The 20,187-nt window shown below is 47.8% G+C and carries 16 protein-coding genes; 8 read left to right on the top strand and 8 right to left on the bottom strand.

Annotated elements, in window-relative coordinates:
• Nucleotides 1–376 precede the first annotated feature (376 nt).
• From MJ770_RS03630 to MJ770_RS03610, 5 genes are all read right to left on the bottom strand, one after another.
• A complete protein-coding gene (locus MJ770_RS03630) occupies nt 377–1,111 on the bottom strand; it encodes a DUF2231 domain-containing protein (RefSeq protein WP_239250244.1) in 735 nt (244 codons plus the stop codon).
• A 248-nt stretch (nt 1,112–1,359) separates the two neighbouring features.
• Nucleotides 1,360–4,518, bottom strand: a complete 3,159-nt coding sequence (locus tag MJ770_RS03625; RefSeq protein WP_239250243.1) for an efflux RND transporter permease subunit — start codon at nt 4,516–4,518, stop codon at nt 1,360–1,362.
• Entirely contained in the window at nt 4,515–5,975 is a 1,461-nt protein-coding gene (locus tag MJ770_RS03620) for an efflux RND transporter periplasmic adaptor subunit (protein ID WP_239250242.1), read from the bottom strand. The genes MJ770_RS03625 and MJ770_RS03620 overlap by 4 nt, the downstream gene beginning before the upstream one ends.
• Nucleotides 5,968–7,293: a TolC family protein gene (locus MJ770_RS03615; protein WP_239250241.1), complete on the bottom strand. Its 1,326-nt coding sequence runs from the start codon at nt 7,291–7,293 to the stop codon at nt 5,968–5,970. Before MJ770_RS03615 ends, MJ770_RS03620 begins: the two co-directional genes overlap by 8 nt.
• A 225-nt stretch (nt 7,294–7,518) precedes the next feature.
• Nucleotides 7,519–7,863 (bottom strand): DUF2946 domain-containing protein, encoded by a 345-nt coding sequence (locus tag MJ770_RS03610; protein WP_239250240.1) that lies wholly within the window; start codon nt 7,861–7,863, stop codon nt 7,519–7,521.
• 280 nt (nt 7,864–8,143) lie between these two features.
• Between MJ770_RS03610 and MJ770_RS03605 the strand changes: the two genes are divergently transcribed.
• The 7 genes from MJ770_RS03605 to MJ770_RS03575 all read left to right on the top strand — a co-directional run bounded on the left by MJ770_RS03605 (nt 8,144) and on the right by MJ770_RS03575 (nt 16,670).
• Entirely contained in the window at nt 8,144–9,421 is a 1,278-nt protein-coding gene (locus MJ770_RS03605; RefSeq protein WP_239250239.1) for a diguanylate cyclase, read from the top strand.
• Between the two features lie 356 nt (nt 9,422–9,777).
• The gene (locus tag MJ770_RS03600) at nt 9,778–9,915 is read left to right on the top strand and encodes a hypothetical protein (RefSeq protein WP_239250238.1); all 138 of its coding nucleotides are present in this window, start codon (nt 9,778–9,780) and stop codon (nt 9,913–9,915) included.
• A gap of 81 nt (nt 9,916–9,996) precedes the next feature.
• Nucleotides 9,997–10,341, top strand: a complete 345-nt coding sequence (locus MJ770_RS03595) for a hypothetical protein (RefSeq protein ID WP_239250237.1) — start codon at nt 9,997–9,999, stop codon at nt 10,339–10,341.
• 94 nt (nt 10,342–10,435) lie between these two features.
• Nucleotides 10,436–11,854 carry a c-type cytochrome gene (locus MJ770_RS03590; RefSeq protein WP_239250236.1) on the top strand — a complete coding sequence of 473 codons (1,419 nt, stop codon included), beginning with the start codon at nt 10,436–10,438 and terminating at the stop codon, nt 11,852–11,854.
• An 859-nt stretch (nt 11,855–12,713) separates the two neighbouring features.
• Entirely contained in the window at nt 12,714–14,003 is a 1,290-nt protein-coding gene (locus MJ770_RS03585) for a cytochrome-c peroxidase (RefSeq protein WP_239250235.1), read from the top strand.
• Nucleotides 14,004–15,042: 1,039 nt separating this feature from the next.
• Nucleotides 15,043–15,198, top strand: coding sequence for a hypothetical protein (locus MJ770_RS03580; RefSeq protein ID WP_239250234.1), 156 nt, complete (start codon nt 15,043–15,045; stop codon nt 15,196–15,198).
• Nucleotides 15,199–16,511: 1,313 nt separating this feature from the next.
• Nucleotides 16,512–16,670 carry a hypothetical protein gene (locus tag MJ770_RS03575; protein WP_239250233.1) on the top strand — a complete coding sequence of 53 codons (159 nt, stop codon included), beginning with the start codon at nt 16,512–16,514 and terminating at the stop codon, nt 16,668–16,670.
• A gap of 48 nt (nt 16,671–16,718) precedes the next feature.
• Here MJ770_RS03575 and MJ770_RS03570 read toward each other — a convergent pair whose 3' ends face one another.
• Together MJ770_RS03570 and MJ770_RS03565 are read right to left on the bottom strand one after the other, a co-directional pair.
• A complete protein-coding gene (locus MJ770_RS03570) occupies nt 16,719–17,558 on the bottom strand; it encodes an SAM-dependent methyltransferase (RefSeq protein ID WP_239250232.1) in 840 nt (279 codons plus the stop codon).
• The gene (locus MJ770_RS03565) at nt 17,548–18,429 is read right to left on the bottom strand and encodes a glycine/sarcosine N-methyltransferase (RefSeq protein ID WP_239250231.1); all 882 of its coding nucleotides are present in this window, start codon (nt 18,427–18,429) and stop codon (nt 17,548–17,550) included. Before MJ770_RS03565 ends, MJ770_RS03570 begins: the two co-directional genes overlap by 11 nt.
• A 226-nt stretch (nt 18,430–18,655) precedes the next feature.
• On the opposite strand from MJ770_RS03565, the gene MJ770_RS03560 reads away from it, so the two are divergent.
• Entirely contained in the window at nt 18,656–18,817 is a 162-nt protein-coding gene (locus MJ770_RS03560) for a hypothetical protein (protein WP_239250230.1), read from the top strand.
• 225 nt (nt 18,818–19,042) lie between these two features.
• Here the strand turns inward: MJ770_RS03560 and MJ770_RS03555 are convergent, their stop codons facing one another.
• Nucleotides 19,043–20,185, bottom strand: coding sequence for a THUMP domain-containing class I SAM-dependent RNA methyltransferase (locus MJ770_RS03555; protein ID WP_239250229.1), 1,143 nt, complete (start codon nt 20,183–20,185; stop codon nt 19,043–19,045).
• Nucleotides 20,186–20,187 lie beyond the last annotated feature (2 nt).

The raw sequence follows: 20,187 nt of genomic DNA, 5'->3' as shown, positions 1-20,187 counted from the left end.
CCCCGATGCATCCAAGTTACCCCCGCCCCCGAGCGGTTCGACTGCTCCGCCATCTTAGTTAATGAATACGCTCTAACCAATACCAAGCCCAAGCCCTGGCCCAAGTGGTGATACTGTGTTTGTTATTTTGCTCTCCGCTCATTGATTGCCAGGATGTCTCCAACGATGCTTTGACTGCTGCTGGAATACAGTCAAAACTTATGCAATCTTGAGTCCTCTATATTCGTAATTCTAAGCTAAGCAGTCTGTCAGGCTTAAAGGAAATCGGCTGCACATTGGGCAGGGCGATGACTATTTCGCCGCAAGGTGAAAGCTCGAAAATTACCCCTTGCCCAGCTTAAATTTCCGCTACGAATTATTAAGTCTGACAATACTGCTAGTGAGGTGGCATTCCGGGTGCATGAGTATGCCCACCACCATTTTTGTTTGTTGTGGCTGCCCTATCTGTAGTCAGAGCTTCTTGGTCCGGCTCAGCATTTCGTGATGGCTCAACAGTTGACGAATGCTCATGATTATGGCTTGCGTGACTATGGCTCGGTCCTTCTGCTTTGGGCAAGGCCATTACGCCAATTCCATGGCGATATACCAGCTCCGCACCGAGCCATGCCGTACTCATCACGAGCAGCCATGCCGTAACAAGTAACCCCAAAAAACCATATGAAGGCAGCTTTCCAGAATGTCCGCGCCACACATCCCAAGCCATGAGCACAAGTAATGCGGTCAATGTACCCAGCGCCCAATTACGATGCAGGGTCATGGCGGCATGACTCACTTCATCATGAGTTACGCTATTGAAGGCAAACCAGCCGAATGTGGCAGCAATCAGCGCGAATAATGCTGTGCTCCAGAGCATCCAACGGCCTGTCATCAGACACTGCGTTGCATGTGACCAGCTTCTGAATACCGTGCCAGTGGTGATGAATACGACCGCAGCCGTGGCAAAGGCAATTGGGAAATGCACAATTGCTGGATGAAAATTTGGAATAATCTCGACCATGATTTTTTGCTCCTTAAATGTTCTTTTTTTGATGTAAGAGTGCTTCTTGTGGTGAATACGACCGGTATGGTTCGGCCAGGTTTTGTTGCGCAGTATCACATGGTTTCTCAGCATGCCCGTCTCCATAGCCAGTTTTCATCATCCTCATAACGATCGCTTTCCAGTTAAACGACAACAAATATCACCTGTCCTGTTTGATGCTGTTTCATCTATGCTGCCCCCATATAAAGGTTTTGAGCAGTTGACGAATGTTAGGAGTCGGCACATGACCTTCAACCACATCGACGATGGCCAGTTCCGTGCCTATACCGACCAAAGTGGTAGTCAGATAAAAGAGTTGTTAATTTTTCACTTTAATCCTCTCACTTGAAGCCAAGTTCGGAGATTTGATTTCCGCGGCGATTTTCCTGCAAATTCAATACCCAACCGTAAATGACCGGCAACACCAGCAGTGATAGTACAGTGGCGGTAAACATACCGCCGATCATCGGTGCGGCGATCCGCTGCATTACATCTGATCCAGTGCCGCCACCCCACATGATGGGTATTAGGCCGGCGATCGTGGCAGTGGAGGTCATGGCGATGGGCCGCACACGCTGGGTGGTGCCGTTCAGCACCGCTGCTGTGATGTCTGACACTTCCAGCGCGCCAGGTTTCTCGACGCGGCGTTGGGCGATTGCCTGGTCAATGAAGGTCAACACCAGCACGCCGATTTCGGCTGATACGCCGGCCAGTGCGATGAAACCGACCGCCACGGCCACCGACAGGTTGTAGCCAAGCAGCCAGACCGTCCAGAAACCGCCGATCAGCGCGAACGGGATGGACAGCATCACCACGATGGGCGCTGTCAGGTTGCGGAAGTTGAAATAGAGCAGCAGGAAAATGGTCAGCAGGGTAAATGGAATAACTATTTTCATGCGTGCGGCAGCACGCTCCATGTACTCAAATTGCCCCGACCATGCCAGCGAATATCCGGGCGGTAGTTTGACCGTGTTTTCAATCTGTTTTTTCGCCGCAGCCACATAGCCGCCGATATCGCTGGTCTTGATGTCCACATAAATCCAGGCATTGGGGATGGCATTTTCCGTTTTTACCACTGACGGGCCGCGCCGCAGCTTAAGCTCGGCTACCAGCGAAATGGGAATCTGCGCGCCCGTCGGAGTCATCATCAGCACGCGCTTCAATAACTCCATGTTGTCACGCAGCTCTCTTGGATAGCGCAGGTTTACCGGATAACGCTCCAATCCTTCGACGGTTTCAGTGACATTCATGCCTCCGATGGCCGATTGCACCACATCCTGCACATCACCCACGGTCAATCCGTAGCGCGCCGCCTCTTCGCGTTTGATATCGAAATCCAGGTAGTAACCGCCAACCGCCTTGTCGGCGAAGGCTGATAACGTGTCAGGCATGGTGACCAACGACTTTTCAATATCGCCGCCCACCTTGTCCAGCACATTCAAATCCGGGCCGGAGACTTTGATCCCGACCGGTGTCTTGATGCCGGTGGAGAGCATGTCAATACGCGTCTTGATCGGATAGGTCCACGCGTTGGCCACACCCGGGAGCTGGATCGCATTATCCATCTCGCTGATCAATTCTTTGGTAGTCTTGTTCGGATTCGGCCATTCGGATTTAGGTTTCATGCCCACGATCGTTTCAATCATGGACAATGGCGCCGCATCGGTAGCAGACTGGGCTCGACCAACCTTGCCGAACACGTGATGTACTTCAGGGAAAGTCGAAAGTATTTTATCGGTTTGTTGCAACAACTCTTTCGCTTTGGTGATGGAAATGCCTGGGTAAGTGCTCGGCATATACAACACGTCGCCCTCATCCAGTGGCGGCATGAATTCTGAACCGGTTTTAAGCACCGGATAAACCGTCGCCGCTAGCAACAGCAATGCAAGCACGATGGTCACGCCACGCCGACGAATGGCAATATCCAGCAGCGGGTGATGCAATCGTTTCAGCCAGACATTGATCGGGTTGCGTTCTTCACTCGGTATCTTGCCGCGTATCAGCAAGCCCATCAGCACTGGCACCAGCGTGATGGCCAACAGTGCGGCGGCGGCCATGGAATAAGTTTTTGTGAACGCCAGCGGGGAAAACATTCGCCCTTCCTGTGCCTGTAGCGTGAACACCGGCAGAAACGAAACGGTAATGATCACCAGCGAGAAGAACAGCGCTGGGCCGACTTCTTTGGAAGCTGCACCAACCGCCTTCCATCTTGCCTTTATGTTGTTGTTCGCTTCACCCAGACGCTCAAGATGTTTGTGGGCATTTTCGATCATCACGATCGCGCCGTCTATCATCGTGCCGATGGCAATAGCGATACCGCCCAGCGACATGATATTGGCGGACAGCCCCTGCCAGCGCATGACCATGAACGCAATCAAAATCCCGATTGGCAGGCTGATGATGACAACCAGCGCGCTTCTGGCATGCATCAAAAACAGCAGGCAGATCAGCGCGACCACGACGAATTCCTCGATCAACTTGAACTTGAGGTTGTCCACGGCACGTTCAATCAAGTCGCCTCTGTCATAGACCGGGACTATCTCCACCCCTTCCGGCAGTCCTTTTTTCAGGCTTTCCAGCTTGGCGCGCACCCCTTTAATGGTGGCCATGGCATTCTCGCCAAAGCGCATGATGACCACGCCGCCGGCCACTTCACCCTCGCCATTCAATTCAACCAGGCCTCGGCGTAGCTCGGGGCCGAGATGAATATTGGCGAGTTGCTTGAGATAAATCGGCGTGCCGTTCGCGTCCACGCCGACAGGGATCACTTCCAGATCGTGCAGGCTCTTGATATAGCCAGCAGCGCGCACCATGTATTCAGTCTCGCCCATTTCCACCAGACGACCGCCCACGTCGTTGTTGCTGCGTTGGATGGCCTGCTTTACCTTGGATAGCGGTATGTTGTAGGCGAGCAAGGCATCGGGCTTGACTTCAACTTGGTACTGCTTGACATAGCCGCCGACGGAGGCGACTTCCGAGACGCCGTCTACTGTCTGCAGCGGATAGCGCAAATACCAGTCCTGGATCGAGCGCAACTGCTCCAAGTCATGTTTACCGGTTTTATCCACTAGCGCGTATTCATACACCCAACCCACGCCGGTTGCATCCGGCCCCAATTTAGGCGCGACGCTAGCGGGCAGGCGATCGGCGGCGTAATTCAAATATTCGAGCACGCGGGTGCGTGCCCAGTACATGTCGGTGCCGTCTTCAAAGATCACATACACCATTGAAAAACCGAAGAACGAATAGCCGCGCACCACCGTGGTTTTCGGTACCGACAGCATCGCAGTAGTCAGCGGATAGGTCACCTGATCTTCCACCACTTGCGGTGCCTGACCGGGAAAGCCGGTAAAGATAATTACTTGTACATCGGACAGATCAGGAATTGCATCCAGCGGTATGGTTCGCATTGCCTGGAAACCGGCTAAGGTAATCAGTAGCGTCGCAATCAATACCATGAATCGGTTCCTGATCGATGTATCAATCAGCGAATGGATCATTGCTTGCCCTCCGCATCCATGCCGACCATACCCTTCATGTCAGCGTCCTTCATTTTCATGTCACTCATGTCATCCATGTTGTGATGGCGGTGGCTGTCTGCGCCGCCGATGTCAGGCTGATGCGTCTCCATGGGCGGCATTCCCGGATGCATGGTTGGCGCAGGTTTGACTTCGGAGATTGCGCCGGAATTAGACTTGGCTGCATCCATCATCTTCGCGGTTGCTTCTTTCAGCTTCGATTCCGAATCCAACAGAAACTGGCTGGAGGTCACCACCATTTCACCTTCGATCAGGCCGCTTACGATCTGGGTTTGTCCGTTCGCTGACACGCCGACCGTCACCTGGCGCGGCTCAAACCGTCCGGGGGCGCGCTGGATGAACACCTGTTCCCGTGTGCCGGTTCGCACGATCGCCTCGGCAGGCACGACTAGCGCATCCACTTGTTTGTCAGCCTGGATATCCACATTGGCGAACATGTCCGGCTTCAGCAGCAGGCCGGGGTTGTCGAACTCCAGACGCACCTTGATGGTGCGTGTCTTCGCCTCGAGATACGGATAGATGTAGGTGACCTTCCCGGTGAAGATGCGGCCCGGAATGCCTGCTACCGTCATTTCAGACATATCGCCTTCATGTACCCAGGACATATCATCCTCGTAGATATCCACGATCACCCAGATCCGGGACAGATCCGTAATCATGAAAAGTTCTGTTGCAGGGGTGATCCGTTCGCCTTCGCGCGCACCGATGTTCATTACAATGCCATTAAAGGGTGAGTGGATATGTATGTCCTTCATCACTTTGCGGTCGGCTTTGAGTTTTTTGACTTGATGTTCCGCCACGTCAAACAATTTCAAGCGTTCTTGTGCGGAACGCAGCAGACTTTCTGCACCATTGCGAATATCCGGAAATGGACTGTTTTTCAGTATTTCTGCACTATTCAGTGCAAGGAGATATTCTTCTTGGGTAGCCACAAGTTGGGGTGAATATATGGATACCAGCATAGTGCCGATATTGACTTGATCGCTGGTATTATGGACAAATAATTTCTCAATCCAGCCATCATATTTTGGATGCAGGCGCGCGACCCGCTGTTCATCATAGGTAACTCGGCCGATCGTGCGAATATTTCGGGAGAGGGCGGCACGCTTCACGGTTGTGGTCCGGACGCCAATATTCTGAACAACGGTGGGATCAATTTTGACCGTTCCTATTGGCGCATCCGTTGCCGTACCATCCTCTTGGTACACGGGAATATAATCCATGCCCATTTCATCCTTGGCCGGAACTGGAGAGGTTCTGGCCGGGGTCATCGGGTTGCGATAGAACAACACTTTACGTTCACTTATTGCTGCTTGCTTGCTAGCCGATCCGGCAGGCTTGCCGGAGAATATCCAATAGCCGATGCCACTGCCGATCAGCAAGGCAATGACTGCCGTTAAAATGATATTCCTATTCATGAGCCCTCCCCTGGTCCGTTTTGAGGGCATAATTGCGAGGTATCGTCGTGCCGACTGCGGCCTCCAGCCTTGCCCAAGCCTGCCAGCCTGAACTTAATGCTTTCCAGTATTGTGTTTCATAGTTGTAAAGTGTGATCTGCGAACGCACGAGATTTAAGAAATCTACCTTGTTCACCTGATAGGCTGCCAGCATGGATGACACCGTCATGCTTGCCTGCGGAATAATACCGGTTTTAAACAATGATGCCTGATCATGGCCGGCGCGATAATCGGCCAGGGCCTGCTCGATCTCTGTGTCCACCTGCACCACTCGGTCTTCCAGACTGAATTTTTCCTTGACCACTTCGGCTTTGCGTTGAGCCAACGCCCGATCTTGTTTTTTCCCAGTGTAAATCGGTAGATTCATGCTGAACATGATGCTGGTGAAATCGGCTCGTGCGCTGCCATTAGGGTTACTGCCATTGCGTGCACCATACGCCGCACCCAGCTTGAAATCCGGGTAATAATCTTTTTCGGCCAAATTTACGCGTGTATGCGCCGCATCCAGTTGACTACGCTGCGCAGATAGCGTCGGCCGGGTATCAAGAGCCAGCTTGCGCAATGGTGCTATGTCAGGATAATCGGGCAATAATTCATTCGCCTCCTGTGGTAATTTCACCTGCATGTTTGCGGGCCGGTTAAGCAGTGCGTTCATTTGCGCAGCCTGACCTCGACGCGATGCTTGCAAACTGATTTCAACATCCAATAATTTGGACAGCTCCACCTGAGCCAGCAGTACATCAGATTGCAGGCCTTGGCCGGTCTTATATTTTATTTCTGCGATCTTGACGAATTGGCGTAGCAGGACTTGATTTTGTCGAGCAATAAAAATTGCCCGATCCAGATAAAACAGGTTCCACCATGTCATGCGGACATTACGGATAACCACAAGCCGGGTTTCCAGGGTGTCCCATTCTGCAGCTGCGGCATCAAACTGTGCCGCTTCTTCACGCAAGCCCAATTTACCCGGAAAGGGCAATGTTTGGGCAATGCCGATCTGCATCTGTGTCATTGCTTCCTGCGAGCGCGAAAATGTATCCGTCGGCAAATTGAGTGCATTCAGTGACAGTGTTGGATCAGGAAGCGTGCCAACCTGTGACGGCACCTCGGCCAACGCCCGCGCTCGGGCGCCAATTTTTGCCAGGCCGGAATTACCCGCCACAGCGAGTGTTACTGCATCTTCCAGCAGTAATGAGTCTTCCGCTGCTGCCAGCCCAATCTGCGCTAGCAAAGAGGCCAGCAACCAGGCACGAAGAAAATTTTTGATCAAGTTTTGCATTCTGTTTCCTCCCTTTAGTGCGTCAGTCGCGGTGATCAACGACTGACGCATAGCCGACTCGTGATTATTTATGTGACGCAATGCGCGAGACTAAATACTTTGCTGAATGAATTTAGGGGGACGAAGTGCTTGGCGATGCACGAAAAAAAACGACGTACAGTCGCGGCACCGAACAGCGCGGGAGGAGAACCGGCTTATGAAAACAACAGACGGATTTGTCCCGCGTCAGGCGCGGGTAGATGGAGGGTGAAGTAGCGGGGCAGAAACGTGAGAGATAAAAATCTCAAGTGTGAATCTAATGAGTTGCTTGGTTGTGGTGACCAAGGGGTCAAGGTTAGACTGAAAAACCACGAAATTGTGGCAAACCAGTAGGCAGACACCGCAAGCCGCGCAAGGAGCAGAAGTATCAGTATTCGCGGCTTGATTGTCGTGTTGCGACATTACCATGGACTCATGGCAGCTGCCAGGTTGCATCTGCATGGCAAACGAGGCGGACAGTGCGCTACCGATGGAAAGCGGCAGCCACAGCAGCATGAACAATGCAATCAGCCTGGATGTGGTTATTGACATAGCGGTAACTGTTGCAGAGTTCGTGGTAATAGTCAATTGATTCATGTAGACAAGCGATAATTTTTTCGAGCAACGTCGTATTTCGACCAAAAGAGGCGCGCAGGCAAGCGGGTACATGCAAAATTTAATTTTTAAATGGGTGGAAGTCTGACAGTCTGTTTGCTCGAGTTATGCGTCATAACGGCATCGGAGTAGAAAAAAATGATTTCATTGGTAGCTATTGATTTTGTGCTAAATTAAAATAAATGTTTTTTTAAAAAGATGAGCAATGAGAGCCTTAATGTTGGTTTCTTCAAAGTTTTCGCAAAATACTATCCACCGGCATTTGTTGTTTCTTTCAAAACAGCTTACTTTTGTCCATTCAGTTCAGGCTGCGCGGACGTTTATCGTGGCGGGCGAAATAGACATCGTCTGTGTCGAAGGCGTACTGCCCGATGGATCCGGATTGGAGTTGTGCAAGGAAATCAGGCAGCATCCTTCTGGACATAACATCCCGGTTTTAATGCTCACTGGGTCAGATGATCCTAATCTTGAAACAGATGCCAAGGAAGCCGGCATCACTCAGATATTTCACAAATCTAATCTTAGTGCGCTCGCTGACTATATCACCGAATTCGAAAAGGATAGCCGGTCGACAGAAACGTTAACCGGAATGGCACTGTTGGTCGAAGATAGTCCGATGATGGCCAATTTTTTTGGTGAAGTATTACGCGGCATGGGCCTTACGGTGACAACACTGGCGAGCGCCGAAGACGCTTTTGATCTCTTCAGGAAACGAAAATTCGACATCGTTATTTCAGATGTTCAACTCAAAGGAGACCTCACCGGGCTTGGCTTGGTGCGGGCCATCAGGCAGCTGGACGAACCCTACTGCCGTGTACCGTTTCTTGCTGTTTCCGGTTCCATCAGTAAAGAGCGCCAGCTTGACGTTATTAGCTATGGTGCCAACGACTTCGTAGCAAAACCAGTCGCCTCCAAGGAGCTTGAAGTTCGGGTACATAATTTGCTCAAACAGAAGCAATTGTTTGAGCAAGTTGAGGCGCAACGTGATTATCTGCGCCATCTGGCGCTAACAGACCAACTCACTGGTTTGTTTAATCGGCACTATATGTCAGAGGTCGGCTCCCAGCGGATGACTAAGGCGATGCAGCATGGCATCCCGGTCAGTTTTTTGCTGCTGGACTTGGATCACTTCAAGAGAGTTAACGACACCAAGGGCCATGACGTAGGCGACACTGTCTTGTTTGAAACGGCCCAGGTGCTACATGAGCATTGTTTGAGTGGGGACATTGCTGCACGGGTGGGTGGCGAAGAATTTTGTGTCACGCTAATAAGCCGTGACCAGACCAACGCCATCGGCTTCGCCGAAAACCTGCGCAAGAGCATTGAGGTCAGGTTGCCTGAGGGAATTTTTGTTACTGCCAGTATCGGTTTGGCCACAGTGCCCAAGGATATGGTGGTGGATTTTACGACCCTGTTCAAAGCTGCCGATGAGGCGATGTACAAGGCCAAATTGGGTGGGCGCAACCGCGTTGAATCAGCTTGGGTCAATCGCTGACCGCCGAGCCTGGAACGAACTGGAAATGCCACGTTGGGCAAGCTCCGTGCTAAGGTTTCATCGACGCAGAGCGCATTGAATCAATTTAATTCTCGATTCGATCGGCGATCAGCAGTGGCGGGATTGGAGGACGATGTAGTACAGCATTCTCGTCAGAAATCTATTTTTGACTCTGGACCGCACAGTAGACTTGCGCAATTTAATTCGTCCAAAACTCAGGACACCTCCGATCAATGGAGCGTCGTCCATGTTTTCTATCACAACGCTCAGAACTTTAATGACAGGCATCCCGTAAAGCAATAGCTCTGCCATTCAAGCGCTGGGCGGTAAGCCGACCTTCGCGATTTTAAAGCGAAATGGGCCATGGTCTGACCCAGCCTATTCCGGATGGCTATGATACTCCCGGTAGTGGCAGCGCCGACGTAGCCATCGACAAGTTACTAGCCTCGATTGCCAGTTTCAAAGCCGATACCAACACTCTCCAATCCATTTAGCCAATGGCGTACTTAAAGCGATGCTGGTTAAGACAACAGATCTTGCAGGTTGCGCGTCATAGCTGTAGTTAGGTAAACAGGGTGGGCAGAAATGAAACAATAGTCCTTGGCATGTCGGTGAAATTCGAAATTGGAATTGAACAATACCGCAAGCCGACACGACACGATACATGTCATGGACATGATGATCCGTATCGTGCGGTGGACGGATCTGTGCGCCACAAAAAAGGTAAGGTAGAAAACGGGGCGAAACTTGACATACGGGTTGCTGAGGGACATCATTTAAATGACCATAATATTTTTAAGGCCATAAGGCGCAGTTACCTGCTGAGCGGCCTAATTATGAGCCGAAAATTTTTCTACCGCAGTTTGAAAAGAGGCTTAGTTTTTAAGTTCTACTTGGCTCAAGAGCCAGAAAAAATCTGATGGAGGTAAGCCACGGGGATTTAAGAAATAAATAACGAGAGATGAAATTTTTTCAGACGCGGAGTGAAGTACTTAAATATAAGGAGTAAATATTATGCTTCAACGATCAAGTAAAATTAGAAAAAATATAGCAGGGGTTTTTTTTCATTTCTGTTTATTTTTCTTAATTGCGCCCAGTTTAGCTTCGGCCAGTAGCGAAGAGAAAGCCAAACAAATCATAAAAAACCAATGCTCTGAATGCCACAGAACGACTGGGGAGGGAAAATCCCGATTTGAGATCAAAGCGCCGGATTTAATGTGGGCTGGAATCAAATTTAAACGCCCCTGGTTAATAAGTTTCTTGACGGGTAAAGAAGATAACATTTATCCAAAAAATTACCGGTGGGATGAGTCGACTAAGGCCTTGAAACACGTAGTCTTGTCCGAAGCGGACGCGGAATTGGTGGCGGATTATTTTAAAAAACATTTTATGGATCCGCGAGTCAAGAAGGACGCCCTCGACCTGTCTCATTTCACAGAATTGCATGCTGCTTTCGGCAGGCAGTTGTTCATTGAACATTCCTGTACCGGATGTCACCAGATCATGGACGACGGGAAAAAAATGGGTGGGCCGCAAAGTGCGTCCTTCGTTGGTGTAGGGAAACGTTTGAACAAGGACTGGATCTTGCGTTTCAACTCCAATCCACCTGATTTTGTTCCTCATAGTGGAGAATTTGTGGCCGATGTGAGCGAACTTGGGCTTCATTACATTTCAGGTTTTATAGCGACAGAAGGGGATGATAGTTTTAAATTTTATGAGCCCTGGAAGAGTGAATATTTTAAAAACGCCAGTACCAGTCGAGGGAAGACCATTTATAAAGAGTATTGCTCACAATGTCATGGTCCTGATGGAAAAGGCGATGGGCCGGCGGCATCGGGTCTGAATCCCAAACCCGCTGTTCACGCTCAAACGGCCCTGGATCAATATCCTCTGGATTATCTCTACAACATAGTCTATTACGGCGGTAAAGCGGTTGGAAAATCACACTATATGCCTTACTGGGGTCTTACTCTAAAATCTCAAGGTGTTGCTGATGTCATCGCTTATATGAGGGAAACTTTTAAAGGTGGGGAAAAAGTAGTTGCAGCAGCGGGGACGAAGAACTCAGGAGATTGTCCACAAAACCGCAATACCAAGGCGGTTTCCTCGGAATACATGAGCAAGCAAAACCCCCTGCAAGCGACACCCGCCAATTTGAAAGCGGGAGAGACGTTGTTTCATAAAACGGCTAAGCCCATGACCTGCGAGCTTTGTCATGGGAAACGTGGGGATGGCAAGGGACCCGCAGGGTCAGGCAGCAATCCCGCGCCCCGAAATTTCACCTGCTCTGAGACAATGAAAGACATTTCCGATGGGCAAATGTTCGGCATCATCAAGACGGGTTCTCCGGGAACCATCATGCCTGCCTTCAAAAACCTTAAGGATGAAGAAGCATGGCAGTTGATTCATTATATTAGGAGTTTTTCGAACTAAAAATTTGCTGAAATTTCGTTATTACTATTTATTTGAAGGGAAAGCGACTTGTTCCAAAGCGATGCTCTATCTGCCACAAGCTTAAAGGAAAACCGAATCCCAGTTTAATCTCAAAGCTCCCGCCCTGATGTGGGGTGGGAGCAAACTTTAAAGGGGATGGCTGGTTCGATGCCTCATGGTCAAGAAGATTGCCAGTGTCAGAAAGACGTACAAAGGGGTAAATCCAAAAGATATTCCAAGTATTTAGTTGTGATAAAAAATAAAATGAGGCCATCGCTGATTGTTTTAGTAAGAAACTGAATGATTCAAAAGTATAGAAATATTTTGGATATCACTCATTTCGCTGAGCTAGAAACTGCGTTAGGAAAAGAGATTTAGAAGTTCTCCTATATCGCCTTCCATCAAATCAAAGAGGTTGGCAAGGCAATTGGGGGCACACAAAGCATGTTCTTTCATGATGTGGACAAGCCACTTAATGAAGGCTCGGTTTATCGCTTAATTTAGATTCGCCCGGTTTTTTCTGTACCGCGGCGATTTTTTGACGTCAAATAATAACGGGTCAAGTTGCTTGATCAGTACCTTGGTAAGGATGTTTAACTTAGAAGTTAAAGTAGAGGAGGTTTGCAGATTTTTTAATTTATAAAGCAACTTGACCCATTGCTCGCATGTGTTTAACTTGTGAATATAATTACCATGCTATTTAATTCAGCCTACCAGCTTTAATTTTAATATATACATGGTCAGCATTTATGGTTTTCTTTGATGCTAAATAGTAATTGTTAGCATTATGATAACTGTTCGTGTTCTGATATAATTGTATATATCGTAAGTAATTTTTATATGTTTAAGGGGTGTGCTCATGAAAGCACTAAGTATTGTTTTATCGGCACTGATGTTAGTTAGTTTTAACTGCCAAGCCAGAGATTCGCTGAATAGTGCAGAAAAACTAGGCGAACTTTTATTTCAGGATGAAAATTTGTCTCTTAACAAAAATCAATCTTGTGCTACTTGTCACAGTCTGCAACCAACAGACAGTAAAATTTTTCCCAGCAGGTCAGTTTCAGGGTTTGTTGATCCAGATAACTTGAAAGAAGGATCCGCCGTTTCGGCAGGATCGATTCCAAATGCCACGGGCTCTTTAAATACCCCAAGCGCAGGCTATGCGGCATTTAGCCCTTTATTTCATTGGGACAAGGAAGAAGGCTTGTATGTAGGAGGACAATTCTTGAATGGGCGCGCGAAAGATTTAAGTGCGCAAGCTCGAGAGCCTTTATTGAATCCGCTCGAAATGGCAATGCCTAGCGAAAGTGCTGTGGTTGACCGTATAAAGGAGGATGAAAGATACAATGAATTGTTCTGGGAGGCATATGGTATCGATGTGGCTAAATCTAGAGTTGATCTCGTTTTCAATCTTGCAACAAAAGCTATCAGTGAATTTGAGAAAACTGCTGTTTTCAATAAGTTTACATCTAAATACGACTATGTTTTGGCTGGTCAAACCACTTTAACTGCAATTGAAGAAAAAGGTTTAAAGCTATTCAATGACGTAAATAAAGGCAACTGCGCCGCCTGTCATACCAGCGAGCCTACCCGTAACGAAAGTGGCGAATTAATGCTGCCGCTGTTTACCGATTTTACTTATGACAACATCGGTTTGCCACGTAATGTAAGAATTCCGAATAATCCAAAGCCGGACCTTGGGCTTGGCGGCCGTAGCGATATTGCAGCTACAGACCCAGAAGGCAATGAGCTTGGTAAGTTCAAAGTTATGACGCTGAGAAATATTGCACTGACGCCCCCTTATGGTCATAACGGCGTTTTGGACACGCTAGAACAACTTGTGCATTTTTATAATACCCGCGACACCTTGGGTGTAGCAATCGACAACAATGATCCAGGATTTGGTAAATCAGGTTGGCCTGAGCCAGAAATTAAGCAAAATATGAATCGTGAAGAGCTGGGTGATCTGGGGCTAAGCAACGAAGAGGAAATGGCTATTGTCGCCTTTCTGTACACCTTAACGGATGACTATCAAATTTGGGGGGGTGATAAGTGTGTGCCACCTTGGTCTCCGGCCCCGTTCGAAATATCTCCGCTAAACAGGGTAGTAGATATACTTTGCCCATCCGACCAAACTGCCACGGATTAAAAGACATGAGAATTATTGTCTTGCGCCAATTAGAAATGCACTTATCAAAGGTGCGCGGGCACGTCGCCCACTTCTCCTGATTGGCGAAGCCCTTATAGTTTTGTTGTAAAGCGGTGAAAGCGGTGAAAGTGGTGAGAGGGGCTGAATTGGGCTGATAAGTTAAGTAAATTTAGCATGTGGCGTGCTAACGTAGAAAGCACAATGCAACATTTTAATATTCTATTTAAAATAGAAAAATGTATTAATTTGGTGGTGGTGTTCGGATCGGATCTATAAAGAGTGCCTTTAAAATTTATAGATTCATCCGGAAAGTGCGAACTTATGTGATGAGCCGGCCAGATCATACTTGGCCTCATGCGGCGTAATTATTTTTAGTTTAGATAATTAATATCCCTGAAGATATAGGCACATTTTGTGCAAAATTTTAATTTTATTGTTGGTGCCTTGTATTCGTTGAATGGCAGTATCGATTGATGCTGCTCGTTAACCAAACGGCACGGTGCAAAAACGATTTATAGGCTTGCCTCTGCAATGCAGATCATGACTTCGTCAAACCGAACACCACTTCCGCAATGCGTCCTATTGTGTTTGAACAGTTATAGAGCTCGGAATAAAACGAGTGCTTTGACAAAATCATTAAATACGCCAAAGGTTTAATACAGCACACTGTTGTACACATTGAAAATGTCTCATGGTTAAAATCCAGAGACAATTCAATCTTAAGTCACTTTCATCCAATTGCTTTTGTCATCGCACTTGCCGGATGAAGCAGTTTTATGATCCCAGACTTTATTAGATCAAAAATTATCTGTCTCTGATCGAAGACCTGAAATCTAATATATATTCAATATGTTACTGGTATTGATAAGAAAGTGTCCCCTGTAAACGACATGATTATGTTCAATTTCAGTTAATCACGTCTCTTTGATCTATAAGATATTGTTTATTTATATATATTTAATTATGGCATAAATATTGCTTTCCAAATAATGGCTGACTTAGGGTCAGTTTCTATTAATTTTTTAAAGGAACTTAAGCAATGAAAAATTTAATGAATATGCTAGCGTTTATTTTGGTTGCTGTCGTGAGTTTGCCGGCATTTGCAAACGCCCCTCAGTCGGTGGAAGAATGTCAAAAGGCTTTTGCTGGCGACCTTGCTAAAACTCAGACTTGTATTGATGGTTTGAAGAAATAATTTGATGACCTCCTGGCAAAGCCAGCGTTAATTATCAGTGCTCTCTAAAAGAAGCAATCTATTAAAGGAAGTCAATTTATGGATAATTTCATGGATATGCTAGTTTTTGCATTGGCAGCTATTGTCGCTTTGTCGTCATATACAAGAAGCTCCCCTAATTCGGTAGCAGATTGCCAAAAAATTCATGGGGGCGATATTGTCAAAATATAGCTTGGTATCGATGGTTTGAAAGAGGATTACAAGGCCTCGGTAAAGCATGAGGCCTTGTGGACGACCTCTTCAAACAATCAAGCCTTGTCTCACAAAACAACATGCCTTATTAATGATACGGTGTATGTGGCTGCAAGACCTGAAAGTTATAAATAATACAAATTGTTATAATAAACATTGAGGGCGTCTGTGCGCTTCAGTAGTATGAACTAATGGCATGTGGCAACACGCTGTTGTAAATTCTAAACAGCAAGAGAGTTGGCCGTAACGAATTTAAGCGTAGAAATGGCCTCGAAATTCAAAAACTCGAAGGCTAAGCCCGTAACTGAAGGGCGAAGCAAGCAAGGTAGTCGAAATCTGACCGATACGACTATTCCATGTTGGCGGGGTGAAATTGGCAGTACGGTGGCAATGGCACGTAAAGCCTGCTGTCTGATGAGTGGTGGGTAGTGATTTTCAGTCTCTTCGACGTTTTTTGTTGGCCCATGAGTGTGTCTATATTTCAATTTATCCGCCACTGTTATTATCAGCGGTCATTTCTATTCGGGAAAAGTGGACATTCTACTTGGCGCAAACACTCTGCAAATGGCGCATGAAATGCTTATACTAAATATTTGATGCTGGGAACTGTCGGTGTCACGTTTGCGGACATCGAAGAGCAACAGATAAAGAATCAATTGATAGGGTGCACGTATGAGCCGTTACCAGCACGAAGGAAGGAAGCACTAAAAGGGCGACGGTAAATATAGGATTCTAGCGATTCGTGATCATGTGGTAGAGGGAGTTTTCAAGCTGATACTGGAGCCAGTCATCAAGGCAGACCTTCCAATCAGGGTCATGCCGGTCAAAAACGAGCGGCACGTGAGCGTTGAACTAGGTGGCACAAGTAATTGTTCAGGACAAGACGCAAGTGTTTGAGCTTGATCTTCGCACCTACGGTGACACAGTCAGGCAAGGATATCTGCTAAAAAGGTAACGCTACGCATCAACGACGATGACGTGATGCGCTTGCTGAAAGTGATACTGAAAGCCTCTGGCAAAAAAGCGTGCCGGAAAGAGGGGGGCGCAGTGCTCAGCAATCTTTATCTTGACGAGAAGACTGGATGCTGGAGCGCACGAAAGAAGTCACGCGCCATGAAAAATATACCTGTGTTGAATATGCAATATTTGTTGAGGGCATGGCGAACTTGGTTGACGCCCATCAGCAGCATAACTGGCTGATGAAAGCGGCTACGCGAAAAGTTTGCCAAGCTACAATTTGAGATTAATGAAGAGAAGAGCAGTATTTTTTCTCTGTGCATGAGCCTGGCTCAGTTCGCGCGTTTGCGAAAATGCAAAATGCCCCAAGCTAGATAACCCGAGTTTGCTGCTTTGACCCAGTTTTCAAGTCCCTGAATCATTCTGTCGATATAAGCAGGGTTAATCTCCTGAGTAAGCTCAGCGTAACGGCCGCTCAGACTTTCTTTCACTTTAGAGTAGTGGTTCCTCAATTGATGCGTTAGCTCAAGACATTCAACTTGCTCAAAATTAAGAGCTTCCAGTTCCCGCGTGTAAAACTCAAAGGAACCGAACGAATCCAGACTCAGCCTTTCTAACACGGACTGAAGAACTCCTGAAGGACAGTTGTCCGCTTGCATGGGGTCTGTGAAAATTACTTCTCCACCAGGCTTGAGTACTCGCTCGATTTCTTTCATAACCAGCTGCTTCTGGTTGCTATGCAAAAAGGCATCCTGCGACCAGACCAGATCAAAACTCGAGTCCTCTGCAGGGATGGACTCAAAGCTGCCATGCAAAACACTAACCTTGTCCGTTAGTCCCTGTTGCTCATTCAGCATGCGATTACGTGCATTCTGCACATCACTTAAATTCAAGCAAGTTACATGACACCCTTTAGTCTTCGCCAAGTAACGTGCCGAACCGCCGTAACCGGAACCCAGATCAATCACTTTACTGTTGGCATTTAAATTGCCTAGTCGCTCGACCATGGCCGTGACTGTGTTGCGGCTGGCCTGCTCTATGGACAGATCAGCTTCATAAAGACCTACATGAATGTCCTCGCCGCCCCATACCTTTTCGTAAAACTTATCGGCATCGGCGCTATCGTAATAGTCTTCGGCTATGCTCTCCGCTGTTGATCGTTTATTCTGCATCGTATGCCTTGTATGCTATGTGGACGAAAAAATCAGGATCCTGCCCAGGTTGGGTTTCCTTGAAATCACCAAAAGTTTCAATTTTCTGAAACCCTGCATCTGAAATTAATTTACGGGTATAGTCTTTGCGCAAGGGAAACATATTCAGATGATGCTTGGAGCCGTCTTCAAAAGAATATTCAAAACGCGCTAGCCCGTCATCCATATAGATTGGCTTGGCGGAGACACGCTCACCGCAGTAATAATATTTGTGTTTGGTGGAGAAACCATTGTCCAGGATTGAGTCATAATTACGCTGATCCAGTATCAGTATGCCGTCATGCTTTAATACCGAATAGAATTCAGCCAGCGCTCTTCTACGGTCATGCTCTTCAAATAAATGGGTAAAGGAGTTACCCAAGCAGATCACCGCATCAAATTGCTGGTCTTCCACGTCCCGGTTAAGCCAGCGCCAGTCGCCATGCACGGTTGTTAGTACATAACCGCGCTTTTGCGCATTATCAAACGCTTTAACTAGCATCTGGGCACTACCATCGACACTGGTGACGTTGAAGCCTGCTTTTATCAACTGCACTGAATGAAAACCGGTACCGGTTGCTACATCCAGTATTTTTTCCTTGCCTAGCGCCCGCAACTTGTCTATAAAAAACTGTCCCTCGCCTTCTGTCCGGGCATCCCAGTCAATCAACTCGTCCCAACGTTCAACAAAATTCTCTACGTATTCTGCCTGATAATGATCGGTAGAACGATCTTGGGTAGGATCTTCACCATAGACCTGATGCTTCGGGCTTTCGTGGAGTGGAACCACTTCATTTTTTGCCAAATTGGAATCGTTACTTTCTGCAGACGGCCGTTCGCTTTGTCCAGACATTCACTATCTCCTGCTTTATTTATTTCGAGTTCTAAATTAATGAGGGTCGTATTATAGACATGATCACAAGAAAAATTTATCCCATGATATTCATCATCATAATAGATTTTAAGCTAAAGACCACAAGATACTAACAACCTCTTAGTTCCTACATAGTACACTAAATACGACCAAATTTACCACTGCTGTCCAGTTTAACGAGAGGGCGAACCGCCGAAAGCCACGTATGACGCTGATTCCAAGCGACGATGGTGGTGTCGATTTGAACGGCGCAAGACAATTCAGCCAGTCTTCCGATTTTTCTCCCGGAGGTTGCCATGAAAACTGGCAAGACGCTGCTCGCCCAACTGATGAATTTTCTGCGTTAACAACGTTAGAGTACTATTAACAAAGGGGGGCAAGCCTCGGTGCTGCTCGGTCAATAAAAATTGGTAAAATAAAATCTAGGTTTGAATAGCAAAGCGCTGTCTGAACACTATGAGGTCAATTTTTGACGCCACAGATGTCATCTAGCTCTACATTCGATCGGGACTGCCCAGAAGCTTGCAGCCATTGAGTTAAATCAAACCTTGGTTAGTATCCCAGCGTAGCCATGGTATGGCATATCTTTAATTCAGGTACGGTTGCTCCCCGCTACCATCTTGTATTCAAATAAACGACACTCAATTGCACCGTTAAACAGCAGAGTGCGGCGGGAAACGGACAGGCGGATGAACTTCGGCATGCGTAAGTCGGAAGTAAACAGATAGGCGTTCCATCCGCCGAACTTTTTCTTCAGTACGTCGCCCAACTTTGGGTATAACGCTTGAAGTTCTTCCAAATCGCCCATGCGCTCGCCATAAGGCAGGTTTGCTACCAGCACGCCATGGTCGGCGGGCGCGGAAATCTCCAGCACATTCGCTTGATTGAGCGTTACAGCTTCCAGCAAACCTGCATTTACCAGATTAAGTTGCGCTGCTTTAAGCTCGTCACCATATAAATCACTGCCGAAAATTGGCAATTTGCTAACCGGCTTTTGCGCCGCTTGCGCTTGACTACGCATTTCGCCCCACGCGGTGGCGTCGAAAATTTTCAGTTTTTCGAAGGCAAAACTGCGGCTGATTCCAGGGGCGATGTTAAACGACATCAGTGCCGCTTCAATCAGAAAAGTGCCACTGCCGCACATCGGGTCAAGCAGCGGCACGCCGGGCTGCCAACCCGCCAGCAGCAAAATGCCCGCCGCCAGATTCTCGCGCAGGGGTGCAACGTTTGTGTACTGGCGCACACCGCGCTTGAACAGTGCATCGCCGGAAGTGTCGACATACAGCGTCATGCGGCTGGACTCAAGGAAGGCATGGATGCGGATATCCGGCGTATGGGTGTCCACGCTGGGACGGTTACCGGTGAGCGCGCGGAATTTATCGCACACTGCATCCTTGATTTTCAGGGTGGCGAAATCCAGACTTTTCAAGGGGCATTTAATTGCTGTCATGTTGACGCGGATTGTGTGTGAAGTGCCGAACCAATCGTTCCACGGCTGCGCATAGGCCGTATCGAAAATATCTTGCTCGTTGCGATAGTGTGCTATCGCCACACGCCACAGTACACGACTGGCAATGCGGCTATGCAAGTTGACACGGTAGCTTAACGAAAAGGGACCGGTGAATTGCACGCCGCCATCGGTGGTGCGCACATCTTGAGCGTCGAGTGCATTCAGTTCATTGGCGAGCATTGTCTCCAAGCCGCGCGGACAGGGTGAAAAAAAGGTTTCAAGCATAT

This window comes from Candidatus Nitrotoga sp. M5 (assembly GCF_927904885.1).
In the GTDB taxonomy this organism is placed as follows: domain Bacteria; phylum Pseudomonadota; class Gammaproteobacteria; order Burkholderiales; family Gallionellaceae; genus Nitrotoga.
This window is presented reverse-complemented; position numbering and strand designations above follow the sequence as displayed.